Raw genomic sequence first — 15,589 nt, 5'->3', positions numbered from 1 at the left:
GCCGCTCGGGAACCCCACCGGACTTGATGGTGCCGACTACCGGAATCGAACTGGTGACCTACTGATTACAAGTCAGTTGCTCTACCTACTGAGCTAAGTCGGCATCAAGTAGCGCGCATTCTATGGATACCTGCGCGGTCATGCAACTAAAAATTTGCATAAAACGTTCTTTCGCTCACATTTTATGCGAACAGCGTATCGGACGCTGTAAAAGTAGCCATTTGAGGTCAAATATTCAACATATCATCGTGATTTGCACCGTATTCACCGTAGCGTGACGGCTTCCGCGTAACGCAGCGCTTTCCATCTTTTTTCTTATTATTCCCGTCATCTGGTGTTAACCTCCTGCCCATTGTCCAAAATTAACTGTGTGATGAGCCACGATCCGGCAGTGTGGTGCTGGCTCGCTGAAGCATGCTTATGAGCAAAAAAGAGCAAACGTTAATGACGCCTTATCTTCACTTTAACCGCAGCCAGTGGGCTGCCCTGCGTGATTCCGTCCCTATGACGCTGACGGAAGGTGAAATCGCACGGTTAAAAGGGATAAACGAAGATCTGTCCCTGGAAGAGGTGGCAGAAATTTATCTCCCCCTCTCTCGCTTGCTTAACTTCTATATCAGCTCGAACCTGCGCCGTCAGGCCGTGCTGGAGCAGTTTCTCGGGACGAACGGTCAACGTATTCCTTATATCATTAGTATCGCAGGCAGCGTGGCCGTGGGTAAAAGTACCACCGCGCGCGTCCTGCAGGCGCTGTTGAGCCGCTGGCCGGAACACCGCAGCGTGGAGCTGATCACCACCGACGGTTTTCTGCACCCGAACGAGGTATTAAAAGAACGCGGGCTGATGAAGAAGAAGGGCTTCCCGCTCTCTTACGATATGCACCGTCTGGTGAAATTTGTCTCTGACCTGAAATCCGGCGTGCCGCACGTGACTGCGCCGGTCTATTCGCACCTGATCTACGATCGCATCCCGGGTGGGGATAAGACGGTGGTCCAGCCGGATATTCTCATTCTGGAAGGTCTCAACGTGCTGCAAAGCGGCATGGACTATCCTCACGATCCGCATCACGTCTTTGTCTCGGATTTCGTCGATTTCTCTATTTATGTCGATGCGCCGGAAGACCTGCTGCAGAACTGGTACATCAACCGCTTCCTGAAGTTCCGTGAAGGGGCATTCACCGATCCGGATTCCTATTTCCACCACTATGCTCAGCTTTCTGAAGAAGAAGCGATCAATGTGGCGACGGGGCTATGGAATGAGATCAACTATGTGAATCTTAAAGAGAACATCCTGCCGACGCGCGAGCGTGCGAGCCTGATCCTCACCAAGAGCGAGAAGCACGCCGTCGACCAGATTCGCCTGCGGAAATAATAAAGCAGACATAAAAAAAACCGGCTTAGCGCCGGTTTTTTTTCATTATGCGTGTGGCTTCTCGCCATTTTCATCCTGATCGACCGCGAAGCAGGCCACCAGCTGACCACCATACTCCTTCAGCTGCGGCTGTAGCTGGGTGCAGGGGCCAAAGCGGCGGCTGCAGCGGGCGTTGAATGCACATCCCGGCGGCGGATTCAGCGGGCTTGGCAGCTCTCCCGTCAGCTTTATGCGCTCACGACGATCGTCCGGGTTCAGACGCGGCGTCGCAGACAGCAGCGCCTGGGTGTACGGGTGACGAGGGTTATTAAAGATCTGGTCTTTGGTCCCCTTCTCCACGCAGCGCCCCAGGTACATCACCATCACTTCATCGGCAATATGCTCCACCACCGACAGGTCGTGGGAGATGAACACGTAAGAGAGCCCCAGCTCCTGCTGGAGATCCATCATCAGGTTCAGCACCTGCGCCCGCACGGAGACGTCGAGCGCCGACACCGGCTCATCGGCAATCACCACGTCCGGGTCAAGCATCAGACCGCGCGCGATGGCGATACGCTGGCGCTGGCCGCCGGAGAACATGTGCGGGTAGCGGTCATAGTGCTCGGTTTTGAGGCCGACCTTCGCCATCATCGCCAGCGCTTTTTCACGGCGCTGCTCTTTGCTCAGATTACTGTTGATCAGCAGCGGCTCTTCCAGAATCTGTCCCACTTTTTTACGCGGGTTCAGCGAACCATACGGGTTCTGGAACACAATCTGGATTTTCTGGCGACGCAGCTTCTGCGCCTGCGGATCGTGCTTGAGTAGATCCTGCCCCTGATAATAGAGCTCGCCGCCGGTCGGCACTTCAATCATCGTCAGCAGACGGCCCAGCGTCGATTTCCCGCAACCTGACTCTCCCACCACCGCCAGCGTTTTACCGCGTTCGAGGTTAAAGGAGACGCCGTCCAGCGCTTTCACCAGGCGTTCAGGGGCAAACAGTCCCTTCTTCACCGGGTAATATTTTTTCAGGTCGATGGCCTGCAACAGCGGCTGTTGCGTGGTGGCCTGTTGCGTACTCATAGTGTTGGCCTCCCGGCATCATCGAGTGGGTAGTGGCATTTCGACTGACGACCATCAGCCAGCTGGTTCAGATCTGGCTCCTCCGCCCGGCATTTGTCCGTCGCATATGGACAGCGCGGATTGAGCAGACAGCCCTGCGGACGGTCATATTTACCCGGCACCACACCCGGCAGCGACGCCAGACGCGCTTTGTCCTGAGCAAACTCCGGCAGCGCGCGTAAAAGCGCCTGGGTATACGGGTGACGCGGCGCGCGGAAGATATCGTGAGAATTTCCGGTCTCAACCACCTGGCCCGCATACATCACGATGATTTTGTGCGCGGCTTCGGCCACCAGCGCCAGATCGTGCGTAATCAGCACCAGCGCCATATTCTCTTTCTGCTGCAGCTCCAGCAGGAGTTCGATGATTTGTGCCTGAATGGTCACATCCAGCGCCGTCGTCGGTTCATCCGCAATCAGCAGCTTTGGCCGACAGGCTATCGCCATCGCGATCATCACGCGCTGGCTCATCCCACCGGAGAGCTGATGCGGGTAAACGTCCAGGCGCGATGCCGGGTCAGGAATACCTACCTGGTTCAGCAGATCGATCGCGCGCTGGCGACGGGTTTTCTTATTCCCACCCTGATGCACCTTAATCGCTTCCATAATCTGGAAACCAACGGTGTAGCAGGGGTTAAGGCTGGTCATCGGATCCTGGAAAATCATCGCCACTTCGGCGCCCACCAGCTGGCGGCGCTGTTTTTCAGAAATGCGCTTCAGATCCTGACCGTTGAACTGTAGGTTTTCCGCCATCACGCGGCCCGGGTAATCAATCAGCCCCATGATCGCCAGCGAGCTCACTGACTTACCGGAACCGGACTCCCCGACAATGCCAACCACTTCGCCCTGATTTACGCTATAGCTGATGCGGTCCACGGCGCGAAACGGGGTGCCTTCATCGCCGAAGTGCACCGATAATTTATCTACATTTAATAACGCCATCTCGTGCCTCTTACTGCTTCAGTTTGGGATCAAGCGCATCACGCAGGCCATCACCCATCAGGTTAAATGCCAGCACCGTCAGCAGGATTGCCAGACCCGGGAAGGTGACAACCCACCAGGCGCTTTGTGCGAACTGCAACACGTCGGAGAGCATGGTGCCCCACTCCGGTGTTGGCGGCTGCGCACCCATGCCCAGGAAGCCAAGAGCGGCCATATCAAGAATGGCGTTAGAGAAACCGAGCGACGCCTGAACGATCAGCGGCGCAAGGCAGTTAGGGAAGATATTGACGAACATCTGGCGCATCGCACCGGCACCCGCCACGCGAGAGGCGGTGACGTAATCGCGGTTCACTTCCACCAGCACCGCCGCACGGGTTAAACGCACGTAGTGAGGAAGCGCCACGAACGTCAGCGCCAGGGCGGCGTTACCGATCGACGGACCGAAGATCGCCACCAGCACCAGGGCCAGCAGCAGGCTTGGCAGCGCCAGCATGATGTCAACGATACGCATGATGATGTTATCAACAATGCCGCCGAAGTAACCGGCAACCAGGCCCAGCACGATCCCCATAATCAGGGATAACACCACCACCAGGCAGCCGACCAGCAGCGACAAGCGCGCACCGTACATCAGACGCGACAGCACATCGCGGCCCACATCATCGGTCCCCAGCAGGTGCGCCAGGCTACCGCCATCCTGCCAGGCAGGCGGGGCGAGCAGCGCATCGCGGAACTGATCCGCCGGGTTATACGGCGCGAGGACGTTCGCAAACACCGCAATCAGGATCATGATAGCGACATACACCAGCCCCACCACCGCGCCTTTGTTGCGCTTGAAGTAGTGCCAGAACTCCTGCATCGGCGTCATCGGAACCGGTGCAGCAACAACTTTGTTTTCAGAAACCTGTGACATGATGGCCCCTTACTTCTTATGACGAATACGCGGGTTCACCACGCCGTACAGCAAATCGACCAGCAGGTTGACGAGGATAATCATCGTCGCGACCAGCAGCACACCGCCCTGCACCACCGGATAGTCACGGCGCTGCAGCGCGTCAATCAGCCAGCGGCCCAGGCCCGGCCAGGAGAAGATGGTTTCGGTCAGAATCGCTCCCGCCAGCAACGTCCCCACCTGGAGACCGATAACGGTCACCACCGGCAGCATGGCGTTACGCAGCGCATGGACGATAATGACGCGCATGCGCGTCAGGCCCTTGGCGCGCGCGGTGCGGATGTAATCCTCACCCAGAACTTCCAGCATCGATGAACGGGTCATACGCACGATCACCGCCAGAGGAATGGTCCCCAGCACCATGGCAGGCAGGATCATGTGCGCGACGGCATCCATGAAGTTGCCCTCCTCGCCCCAGATAGCCGTATCAATCAGCATAAAGCCGGTGAGCGGGTTGGAGTCATCCAGGAAGACCATATCGCTAACTCGCCCGGAGACCGGGGTCAGGTTAAGCTGCACCGAGACCAGCATGATCAGCATCATGCCCCACCAGAAGATAGGCATGGAGTAGCCGGTCAGCGCCAGGCCCACGGCGGTATGGTCAAAAATAGAGCCACGCTTAACGGCTGCCAGTACCCCAACCGGGATACCTACCGCAGTGGCGAAAATCATGGCGCAGACGCCAAGCTCCAGCGTCGCTTTAAAACGCGGCACGAACTCGTCCCACACCGGAAGACGGCTTTTCAGCGAAATCCCTAAATCACCGTGCAGCACGCCCCAGATATAGTGGAGATACTGCTGCCACATCGGCTTATCGAGACCGAGTTCAGCCAGCAGCTGTGCATGGCGCTCAGGGGAAATACCACGCTCGCCCGCCATAATCATTACCGGGTCGCCGGGGATCATATGGACGAAGGCAAAAGTGAGAAGGGTGATACCGATAAACGTGGGGATAACAAGTCCCAGACGTCGGAGGATGAACTGCAACATAACCCGGATTCTCTCTGATGACGCACGACCAGTGGCGTGACGTCTGTATTGCTCACAAATGTAAATTTCTTCTCCCTTGAGAGAAGATGAGGGTGAGGGGATGCATGCACGCCCCTCACCCCTGCCCTCTCCCGGAGGGAGAGGGAAAACACCCTACTTATTATTCAACAGATACGTTCTCGAAGTGGTGTTTGCCCAGTGGATCAACCACGTAGCCCTTCACTTCTTTACGCACTGGCTCGTACACGGTGGAGTGAGCAACAATCAGCGCCGGAGCCTGATCGTGCATAACAACCTGAGCCTGCTTGTACAGTTCAATACGTTTGTTGTGATCGTCCGTCGCACGTGCCGGCTGGATCAGGTCTTCAAACGGCTTGTAGCACCAGCGAGAGTAGTTAGAACCGTCTTTCGCCGCCGCGCAGCTGAACAGGGTAGCGAAGAAGTTGTCCGGATCCCCGTTATCACCGGTCCAGCCCATCATGACTGCCTGGTGCTCACCCGCTTTGGCGCGCTTCAGGTACTCGCCCCACTCGTAGGTCACAATCTTGGCCTGAACGCCAATCTTAGCCCAGTCAGCCTGAACCATTTCTGCCATGCGGCGTGCGTTCGGGTTGTACGGACGCTGTACCGGCATCGCCCACAGCTCGACGGTGAAGCCTTTATCCTGGCCCGCTTCTTTCAGCAGCGCTTTCGCTTTCTCAGGATCGTAGCTGTAGTCTTTAACGTCGTCGTTATAGCCCCACATGGTTGGTGGGATCAGGTTTTTGGCTGCAACGCCAGCGCCCTGGTAAACCGCCTTGATGATCGCTTCTTTGTTCACCGCGTAGGTCAGCGCCTGACGCACTTTCACGTCATCAAACGGTTTCTTCTCGGTGTTGAAGGAGAGATAGCCCACGTTCAGGCCAGCCTGCTCCAGCAGGTTGATGTTCTTGTCCTGCTTCATGCGGGCAATGTCAGCCGGGTTCGGGTATGGCATAACCTGGCATTCGTTTTTCTGCAGTTTTGCATAACGCACTGATGCATCAGGCGTAATGGAGAAGACCAGACGGTCGATCTGCGGCTTGGTGCCCCAATAGCCTTCGAACGCTTTGTACAGAATGCGGGAGTCTTTCTGGTACTGCAGCAGCTGGAATGGACCGGTACCGATTGGGTTCAGGTCGACTTTTTCCGGCGTACCGGCTTTCAGCATGTTGTCCGCATACTCTTTGGACAGAATTGAAGCAAAGTCCATAGCCAGGTCAGCCAGGAATGGCGCTTCCGGACGCGTCAGCACGAACTGAACGGTATTGTCGTCCACTTTTTTCACTTCAGAAATCAGATCCGGCAGGCCCATCCCTTCGAAGTATTCATAGCTGCCGCCAGACACTTTGTGGTACGGGTTCTGCGCGTTTTTCTGACGATCGAAGGAGAACACAACGTCGTCGGCGTTAAAGTCGCGCGTTGGTTTGAATTCTTTGCTGTCCTGCCACTTCACGCCTTTGCGCAGGTGGAAGGTATAGGTTTTGCCGTCTTCGCTGACGTCCCACTTCTCAGCCAGCCCCGGAATCACTTCCGTGGTACCGGTTTTGAATTCAACCAGACGGTTATAGATCGGTACAGAGCTTGCGTCGTAAGTCGTACCAGAGGTAAAGAGCTGTGGGTTAAAGCCTTCCGGCGAGCCTTCAGAACAGTAAACCAGGGTTTTTGCCTGTACGCTTGCTGCCACGGTCATAGCCACCAGGCTCAGACCAAGCTTCAGCATCCCTGACTTCTTCAAGGAAATACTCATTATTCTGCTCCAATGTGATGTTTTGCTTTGTTGTGTTACGCCGCCAGACCTTTATTTATTTTTTACCCGGTCCGGTCGGTGATGCCCGAAGGCTTTAAAGGGATGGAGAATCCTTTCAGAAGAGCGTTTGAGTTGCAGCGCAGATCGTCCCTGAAATGCCCCTCATGCCCTACAATCTGTCAACAGAATGTGAAAACGTCAATACAGGTGACGGGGATTTACGCTGAGTGTGAGAAACCGCAAACAAAGATTAAAAAAACCATGTATGCCAGTTTTCAGCAGGGAAATTTATGCTACTCGCTATCCTGCAGCACAAGTCTCTTCATATTTCGCAACAATCAGTGATTAACTTTTATTCAGAATGGGTAAATTTTCTTGCAGAATGGTGATTATCTGAGCACTAAATTCCATGAACGCTAAAACGCACAGCGAAAAATGCTGAGGTTATCCATAAGCAACGCGAAAAAAGATCAATCTATATATAAAAAAATACAATGGATTATGTCACAAAATCGTTAACAGGCAGGAAGAAGCGGACCTAAGGGGCGTTTTGGATACTCTAACGGGATAAGGTCATAATGCAAAAAGGGCTAACCTTGCGGTTAGCCCTTTTCAGAATGTGGTCGGCGAGAGAGGATTCGAACCTCCGACCCACTGGTCCCAAACCAGTTGCGCTACCAAGCTGCGCTACTCGCCGAATGCGGAGCGCATCTTACTGCTGAGGTGCGCCCCCGTCAATCCCTTATTTTCAAAAAGCCATTCAACTGGCGATATTCTCGCCAGAGCAGCTACTGCGCGGCTTTTACGCTGTTAGCAGGGAGTTTACACCAGTTGTTGTTTTCGTTAATCCCACCGTTCGGTGAGGTATAGCCGAGACAACCCATAATGGTGTCGTACAGCTCAACGTGACGACGCGGCACCTTCATCTCCGCCTCTTTCTTCAGCTGAGCAAACATCTTCGCCTTCTCCGGGTTTTCCAGGTACTTATCCGACATCCACATGATCATCGGCACGCGGAACTGTTCAGGCGGTGCCAGCTTGCGCGGCGTACCGTGCAGATGCTCTTTCTCGTTGATAGATTCACCGTGGTCTGCCGCATAAATCACAATCGCTTTCTTATCGCGCAGCTGGTCGATCACCCGGCTCAGGAAGGTATCCACATACAGCACCGAGTTATCATAGGCATTGATCAGCTCCTGCTTGCTGCAGTCTTTATTAATGCCCACGCACTCAGGCTGCCACTTCGCGAAATCACGCGTATAGCGCTGGTAATAGCTGTAATGCGATCCTTTGGTATGCAGAATGACAAGATGCTTGCCCTGCGGATGATTCTTGAGGGATTGCGACATTTCTTCCAGCAGCAGCATGTCGTCGACGTTTTTACCGCGATTACGCGGTTCGGCGCCAATCTGCTCACGGTACGCGATATTATCTGCCAGGGTATTGGTGTAGAACCACATCTCACTTTGCATGGCAAACAGGTCTGAGCTAAATCCAAGCTGCTTCAGCACGGCAAAGACGTTTTGCTCTTTCAGCGTACGCTGCGGGTTATCGCTTGCACCGCCTTCGCGAACAAACATACAGCGCAGCGAAAGCTTGGTCGCGGTATCGCAGGAGTAACCCCGGTACGCCACCAGGTTCTTCTCCTGCGCCAGCTTTGGCGTGGTATCCCGGTTATAGCCGAGAATGCCCATATGATCCCAGCGCGTCGTTTCGCCAATGACAAAAACGACGTACGTATCATCAAGCCCGTCGGCTGGTGGCTGGTAGGTGAATTTTTTCAGTGGATTGATCAGCGACTTCACATCACCGGATTCATCCGCCTGCGCCCAGGCATACAGACCTAACGCTGACAGCCAGTTAGACGGCAAGTAGGAGTTTGCCACCACGCCGCCATAGCTTGGCATATCCACGCCCGTCGCTTTTTCGACGCGTTTTTGCTGCGTTTCCATCAGGCGGATAGGTGCCCATACCAGCAGACCGGCCAGCAGGACGACGACGATATTGCGGATCCGCTGTCCACGCGTGCGCAGCTGGCGTAACAGCGTATAGCGGCACGTATTGTTCCAGATAAAGAACAGCGGGATCAGACAGGTTAAAACCGTCCAGACAATAAAGCCTTTCCCTACCACCTCTTTCGAGAGATCGATATCCGTGGTCATCACCGAGGCAACTATACCGTACCCAATGACCACGTTCATAAAGGTCATGTAATAGCTTGCGGCGGCAGAAATAATCACCACCAGCGAGGCCAAAATTTGCCATGTACGTCGGCCAAACAGGGACAGCAGGCGTAAGAGGAAGAAGGTAGCGAGGACGGAGCCGAACACTTCAATTGCGGCAAAAATACAATTACTTACGGTAAGGTTTTCGAAATAACCTTCCACTCTTCTGAACAGTACCGCGCCATTCAGAAATAATCCGATATAGACAGCCAGCATCAGACACAATCTTTGCTGGGTAAGAGACCTAATGTATTTCATGCAAACAACCCTGGGGGAAGGGGTATAAAGACCCGTCGAATCTCAAAGAGAAAGCGGACAGAGTAAGTAAATGCGTAAGGAAGCGTTATGAGAAACGTCTACAAGCGCGGTAAGTAGACCACAGCGGGAGAGAAAAGTGGCAGCAGAGAGTGTGATCGGTGTAAATTTTTACAAAATATCGAGACGGGAAGCGTCTCGCATAAAGACAAAAGAGGCCACAGAGGCCTCTTTCATACCGCTTACGCATGCGCTTCTTTGAATACTTCGCGCTGCGGCTGGCGAATCGTGGTTGAGAGCGCCAGCGAGATAATCAGCAAGGCAAATATTACGCAGAAGGTCACGTAGAACCCGCCGAAGAGGGAGGCAATCAGCGAGCCGCAGATACTGCCGATCCCGAAGCCCAGATAGATAACGCCGTAGTTTTTCGCCAGATTGTTCAAGCCAAAGAACTCGCTCACCAGTGACGGGAAGACGGTAATGGTGCCACCGAAGTTAAAGGCCACGCAGGCAATCGCCGCAAAGAAGGTGGCTTCATTCAGCGGAGCGAACAGCAGCGCCGCCATACCGACCAGCGAGACCACCTGCCCAATCGTAATCACGCGGATGCGGGCAATTTTGTCAGACAGAATACCGAGCACCAGACGACCGGAGAGGTTGGCAATGGAGATGACCGTCACCGCGTTCGCCGCCGTGGCCGCATCCAGCTTCACCATGCCCTGCGCGATATCCTTCGCCACGCCGATAACATACAGACCGCTCATGCAGGCAGTCAGGAACATTACCGCCAGCATCCAGTACTGTGGCTTACGCATGGACTGCGCGAGGGTGAAGTCGTTCTCCACCACGCCGTTCACGGATTTGACCTCCTGCTGCGGCGCATCTTTCATCAGCGTGGCGCCGAACAGAATCATCACCAGCACGATTGCGCCCCAGATCATAAAGGTATTTTCGAGGCCAACGGACGCCAGCAGGTGGGAGTCGATAAATTTGAACCCGAGGCTGCCCAGGCCATATGAGCCGATGGCAAACGCGGAGATTAAACCTTTACGCTCCGGGAACCACTTCACGCAGTTCGACAGGGTCAGCAGGTAACCTGCGCCATCGGCCAGCCCCACCAGCACGCCGGCGCTTAGCCACAGCATCATCAGGTTGCTGGAGTGCGCCGTCAGGAAAAAGCCCAGACCCAGCAGGATGCCGGACGCCATGGTCACGCGCTTCACGCCAAAACGCTCCTGCAGCTTACCCGCGACGGAAGACGAAATCGCCAGACCCAGGCTCAGCAAACCAAAGGAGAACGCGACCTGGCTGACCGGCGCGCCGAGTTTGTCGGAAAGCGCGCTGTTGAACAGGCTCCAGGTATAGACCGACCCCAATGCAAACTGAGTGACGATGGTGCCAAAGAGCGTGAGCCAGCGCGTGCGGTTATAGGTTGATGTGTTCATGGCAGTTGTCCTGCAAGAGAAATTAAGGAAGTTCGCTGAGGACAACGATAAACAAAACCTTAAAACGCATGGGGTAAAACGGCATGAAATGCAGGCGGAACGGAATGAAATGCCTGGAATCGGGAATGAATGACCTGGCACGGGAATAAAGCGATAGCATGTTAGTATCTGCTATCGCTGTAAAGCCCGTGGTTATTGTATTCGAGATGTTACCGTAACGTTTAAAAAAGTAACAACTCTAGAAATTTGCGCTGACGCCGAGTGTGTATAAAAACTCCTCACCGGTGGTGGTGTGCTCCCCCTGAGCCAGCGACGCGTAGGCCGCCATGCGCGTGTTAAAGGGAATATCCGTTCCCACGGTGACATCCATCCAGCTACCGTTTTGGGCAGGAGCTGGCGTTTGCGGCATGCCAAACTGCGATTTCCACTGGTTTTCACCAAACTGCTGGTTATAGCTAATCTGCGCCCACAGACGGAGATCGCCATACTGGGTATTCACGCGCCACCCCAGCGTGCTGACGCTGGCATGCCAGAGCGGGTCGGTAATTGCTTGCGTCGACGCGCTATCACCAAACTCGTTGATCATCATGGGAGTCGTGCCGTCGTACCGCCATGCCACCACCGGGCCGGTGGTGATACGTGCTGAAACGGGAAAATTCCAGCCCACGCTCATTGCCCCCTCCGTCGTTCTGCCAGACGGTATATTCAGGGCAAGTCCCGGCGCGTTCTGCGAAGACTGAATACGCTCAGCCAGAATATCCTCATAACGCGGTTGGTGATCCGCGTCCCATGTATAGCGTTCCGCCGTATTATTCTGGGCGTCTGAAACGATATATTCCTGTTGCCAGGCAGACGCTGTATTACAAAAGAACAGGCAGGCTGAAATTCCCACCAGGCCAGAAGCAGCATGGCGACCACTGATTTTTTTTATCATCATCAACGCGACCCCAGAGAGAGCCGAATTCGGCGATATTTGTCGTTATTCAGGAAGAGCTTAGAGAGCATATGGCCCTGTATTAACTATTGTCTTTATAGTAAACACGTCAAGCCAGTCAGAACGAAATTTTTGCGAAATCAGTATCAATAAGGGAGATGACGGATGGAACGTTGCGGTTGGGTAAGCCAGGATCAGCTTTATATCGACTATCACGATCGGGAATGGGGCGTGCCGGAAAGGGATGGCAAAAAGCTCTTCGAGATGATCTGCCTGGAGGGCCAGCAGGCGGGGTTATCATGGATTACGGTACTGAAAAAACGCGAAAATTACCGCAACGCTTTCCACCAGTTCGATCCCGTTGCCGTCGCTGCGATGACCGATGGGGACGTAGAGCGGCTGGTGCAGGATGCCGGCATCATCCGCCATCGCGGTAAGATCCAGGCCATCATCGGCAACGCACGCGCTTACCTGGCGATGGAGCAAAACGGCGAATCATTTTCAGATTTTGTCTGGACGTTTGTGAACAACAAACCGCAACTCACCCAGGCCGCCACGCTCGCGGAAATCCCGGCCTCCACCCCGGCCTCGGATGCGCTCTCGAAAGCACTGAAAAAACGCGGCTTTAAGTTTGTCGGCTCCACCATCTGCTACGCCTTTATGCAGGCCTGTGGCCTGGTCAATGACCACGTTACCGGCTGCTTCTGTCATCCGGGAGGCCATCATGATCCGCAAATGGCAAAATGAGAATACCGCGCCGCTTTTGAGCCTATGGCTTGAAAGCACCACGGAAGCGCATCCGTTTATCGAGCCGGGTTACTGGAAAGAGAACGAGGCTATGGTGCGGGACGTTTACCTGCCGTCTGCAGAAACCTGGGTCTGGGAACAGGACGGCGAACCTTGCGGATTTATCAGCGTGATGCAGTCTCAGTTTGTCGGCGCCCTGTTTGTGGCGCCGTCATGCATCGGGAAAGGCATCGGGCGCGCGCTGCTGAACCATGTTCAACAGCGCTTCTCGCACTTAACCCTGGAGGTGTACCAGAAAAATGTCCGGGCGGTGAATTTCTACCATGCTCAGGGCTTTCGCATTGAAGACAGCGCCTGGCAGGATGATACTCAGCACCCGACATGGATCATGAGCTGGCAGGCGGATCAAACGCCGTTAAGGTAAGCTCGGGCCCCTCATATTTCTCGACCCAGGCCAGCGCCGTGTTCCCTGCGCAACCATTCCCCAGCTTCGAGCTGGGGAGATCTTTGGTCAGCACGTTAACCGCCCCGTTTTTACAGATACCGCCCTCGGCGGGCTCAAGGTCGGGCCATGCGCCCTGATGAATACAGATCACGCCCGGTTTAATCCCGTCGCTCACCACCGCCCCTGCCAGCACCTGCCCGCGCGAGTTCCAGACGCGCACCACGTCGCCGTCCGCAATCCCGCGCGCTTTCGCATCGAGGGTATTCAGCGCGATCGGCTCTCGTCCGGCGACCGCATACTGCTCGCGCAGGGACGTATAGTTAAGCTGGCTGTGCAGACGGTGCGCGGGATGCGCAGACAACACCTGCAGCTGTTCCGGCTGGGCGTTGCCGTGCCACTCATCCGGCTCGAGCCAGGTAGGGTGCGGCGGGCAGTCGGCATAGCCAAAGCTGGCGATGCGCTCACTGTAAATCACGATCTTTCCGCTCTCTGTTTTCAGCGGGTGGTTCTCGGGGTCGCGGCGGAAATCGGCAAAACGGACAAACTTCGCGTTCTGCTCGCTCTCCGGCATCTCGACAATCTGGTTCGCCTCCCAAAACTCAGCGAATGGCGGAAGCGTTACGCCCTGCGCCGCACCGCGCTGTCCGGCAATCTGGTAGAAGGTCTCCAGCCATTGCAGATCGCTTTTCCCTTCGGTGAAACGCTCGCGGCCGCCCGTTTCCCACAGTTCGCTCAGTTCAGCAAACACCTCAAAATCATCACGTGCTTCATCTCGCGGGGCCACTACGCGCTTCATCGGAACCATATGCTGGTTGCTGTAGTCACCGGTCATGGTGAGATCGTTACGCTCAAACGAGGTGGTCGCCGGCAGCACGATATCTGCATGCTTAGCCGAACCGGTCCAGAAGCACTCGGAAATCACCACCAGCTCCGGCTTTTGCCAGGCGCGGATCAGGCGGTTGGTATCCTGATGGTGCGTGAAGTTCGACCCGCCTGCCCACCAGACAAATTTAATGTCCGGGAAATGGCGGTCCAGACCGTTGTGCTGATAAAAACCACCGGGGTTTTCAAGGGCTTCAACAATACGCGCCACCGGGATTTTATCCACGGCATCCACGCCGCCCTGCACCGAGCCCTGCAGAGACGCCAGCACCGCCGCTTTACGCGTGGGGTTGCCGCCGTTAGCAAAGTGATAGGAGAGACCAAAACCACCGCCCGGCGTGCCGATCTGCCCAAGCATCGCGGCAAGGGTCACCAGCATCCAGTGTTTTTGCTCGCCAAACTGCTGGCGCTGCATTCCCCAGCCGGACATTAACATCGTAGTATTTTTATGGAACAACGCCGTCAGTTCGCGGATTTTCTCCGCATGAACACCACAAATATTTGCCGCCCACTCTGCCGTTTTCGCAATCCCATCGGATTGACCCGTCAGGTAGTCGGCGAATTTATCGAAACCGGTGGTACAGCGCGTCAGGAATTCGACATCGTGCCAGCCGTTCTCCACCAGCGTATGAGCGATACCCAGCATCATTGCCACGTCGGTGCCCATATGCGGGGCAACCCACTCGGCGCTGTCGCCAAAGAAATCCATGGTTTCAGAACGCATCGGGTCAATGCAGATGATGCGCTTGCCGCTTTTGCGCAGCGCGTCGAAATACCTAATGCCCTGCTCGTCGCTGGCATTCCATGCAATTTTCAGCGTGTTAAGGGGGTTAGCGCTCCACAGCACGACCACATCGGTATGCTCCAGCACCAGCGGCCAGCTGGTCTGCTGCTGGTACACTTCGTTCCCGCCCACGACGTATGGCATGATCGCCTGCGCCGCGCCGGTGGAGTAATCCCCCAGATGACCGGTATAGCCTCCCGCCAGGCTCATGTAGCGCTGCAGCAGCGTCGAGGCTTTGTGCAGCACGCCGTTTGAACGCCAGCCGTAGGACCCGGCGAAAATGGACGACGGACCGTAGCTGTTGCGGATGCGCTTGTGCTGGGTGTGGATCAGCGCCAGCGCGTCATCCCAGCTCACGCGAACAAACTCATCCTGACCGCGAATACCCTGCGGCTTGTCCGGCGAGGCCAGAAAACCTTTACGCACCATCGGCCAGCGCACGCGCGTTTTGCTGTGCACCTGATCGCGAACGACGGTCTGTAACGAGTTGGGATGTTGGGTTGGCAGTGCCCCGCGGGACGACAGAACATTTTCGCCATCGGTTTCGACCAGCATCGGACCCCAGTGGGCGGCAGTCAGAATGGTTTTCGTTGAGGTGCTCAAGCGTGCGCTCCTGGTTGCGTGCAGGTTTTACGGCCTTCTTTGCTGAGGCAGTTTATGGTTTGTCACAAATTTCAGAGTTATACCCGGAATTTTCTCCGTATCTGGACGTCATAATCAACTGCCACGCTCGCCGTGGCAAAGAATAAAAA

General features: G+C 55.3%; 12 protein-coding genes and 2 tRNA genes. 3 read left to right on the top strand and 11 right to left on the bottom strand.

Annotated elements, in window-relative coordinates; all coding sequences use genetic code 11:
* Positions 1 to 27: 27 nt before the first annotated feature.
* Positions 28 to 103, bottom strand: a tRNA-Thr gene (locus ACWYRJ_RS13670).
* Positions 104 to 420: 317 nt separating this feature from the next.
* Here ACWYRJ_RS13670 and coaA point away from each other — a divergent pair.
* Complete coding sequence (gene coaA / locus ACWYRJ_RS13665; protein ID WP_021242480.1) at positions 421 to 1,371, top strand: type I pantothenate kinase; 951 nt, start codon at positions 421 to 423, stop codon at positions 1,369 to 1,371.
* Between the two features lie 45 nt (positions 1,372 to 1,416).
* Here coaA and dppF read toward each other — a convergent pair whose 3' ends face one another.
* The 9 genes from dppF to ACWYRJ_RS13620 form a co-directional block, all read right to left on the bottom strand.
* On the bottom strand, positions 1,417 to 2,430 hold the full coding sequence (gene dppF / locus ACWYRJ_RS13660; RefSeq protein WP_008502773.1) for a dipeptide ABC transporter ATP-binding subunit DppF: 1,014 nt from the start codon (positions 2,428 to 2,430) through the stop codon (positions 1,417 to 1,419).
* Entirely contained in the window at positions 2,427 to 3,410 is a 984-nt protein-coding gene (gene dppD, locus ACWYRJ_RS13655; RefSeq protein ID WP_133293554.1) for a dipeptide ABC transporter ATP-binding protein, read from the bottom strand. Before dppD ends, dppF begins: the two co-directional genes overlap by 4 nt.
* 10 nt (positions 3,411 to 3,420) lie before the next feature.
* Positions 3,421 to 4,323 carry a dipeptide ABC transporter permease DppC gene (gene dppC, locus ACWYRJ_RS13650; protein ID WP_008502771.1) on the bottom strand — a complete coding sequence of 301 codons (903 nt, stop codon included), beginning with the start codon at positions 4,321 to 4,323 and terminating at the stop codon, positions 3,421 to 3,423.
* Between the two features lie 9 nt (positions 4,324 to 4,332).
* The gene (gene dppB / locus ACWYRJ_RS13645) at positions 4,333 to 5,352 is read right to left on the bottom strand and encodes a dipeptide ABC transporter permease DppB (protein ID WP_008502770.1); all 1,020 of its coding nucleotides are present in this window, start codon (positions 5,350 to 5,352) and stop codon (positions 4,333 to 4,335) included.
* Between the two features lie 160 nt (positions 5,353 to 5,512).
* A complete protein-coding gene (dppA, locus tag ACWYRJ_RS13640; RefSeq protein WP_111964353.1) occupies positions 5,513 to 7,120 on the bottom strand; it encodes a dipeptide ABC transporter periplasmic-binding protein DppA in 1,608 nt (535 codons plus the stop codon).
* Between the two features lie 620 nt (positions 7,121 to 7,740).
* Positions 7,741 to 7,817 (bottom strand) — tRNA-Pro (locus ACWYRJ_RS13635).
* 91 nt (positions 7,818 to 7,908) lie between these two features.
* Positions 7,909 to 9,603, bottom strand: a complete 1,695-nt coding sequence (gene eptB / locus ACWYRJ_RS13630; RefSeq protein WP_115876656.1) for a kdo(2)-lipid A phosphoethanolamine 7''-transferase — start codon at positions 9,601 to 9,603, stop codon at positions 7,909 to 7,911.
* Positions 9,604 to 9,842: 239 nt separating this feature from the next.
* Positions 9,843 to 11,045 (bottom strand): L-lactate MFS transporter, encoded by a 1,203-nt coding sequence (locus tag ACWYRJ_RS13625; protein ID WP_143344505.1) that lies wholly within the window; start codon positions 11,043 to 11,045, stop codon positions 9,843 to 9,845.
* A 238-nt stretch (positions 11,046 to 11,283) separates the two neighbouring features.
* Entirely contained in the window at positions 11,284 to 11,982 is a 699-nt protein-coding gene (locus ACWYRJ_RS13620) for an autotransporter domain-containing protein (RefSeq protein ID WP_455508080.1), read from the bottom strand.
* A 162-nt stretch (positions 11,983 to 12,144) separates the two neighbouring features.
* On the opposite strand from ACWYRJ_RS13620, the gene tag reads away from it, so the two are divergent.
* A complete protein-coding gene (gene tag / locus ACWYRJ_RS13615) occupies positions 12,145 to 12,726 on the top strand; it encodes a DNA-3-methyladenine glycosylase I (protein ID WP_455508079.1) in 582 nt (193 codons plus the stop codon).
* Positions 12,704 to 13,150, top strand: a complete 447-nt coding sequence (locus ACWYRJ_RS13610; protein ID WP_149367243.1) for an N-acetyltransferase — start codon at positions 12,704 to 12,706, stop codon at positions 13,148 to 13,150. The genes tag and ACWYRJ_RS13610 overlap by 23 nt, the downstream gene beginning before the upstream one ends.
* On the opposite strand, the gene ACWYRJ_RS13605 is transcribed toward ACWYRJ_RS13610, so the two are convergent.
* Positions 13,113 to 15,392: a molybdopterin guanine dinucleotide-containing S/N-oxide reductase gene (locus ACWYRJ_RS13605; protein ID WP_249576518.1), complete on the bottom strand. Its 2,280-nt coding sequence runs from the start codon at positions 15,390 to 15,392 to the stop codon at positions 13,113 to 13,115. The two genes, ACWYRJ_RS13610 and ACWYRJ_RS13605, sit on opposite strands and share 38 nt — an antisense overlap.
* Positions 15,393 to 15,589 lie beyond the last annotated feature (197 nt).

This window comes from Enterobacter sp. (assembly GCF_977039595.1).
This window is presented reverse-complemented; position numbering and strand designations above follow the sequence as displayed.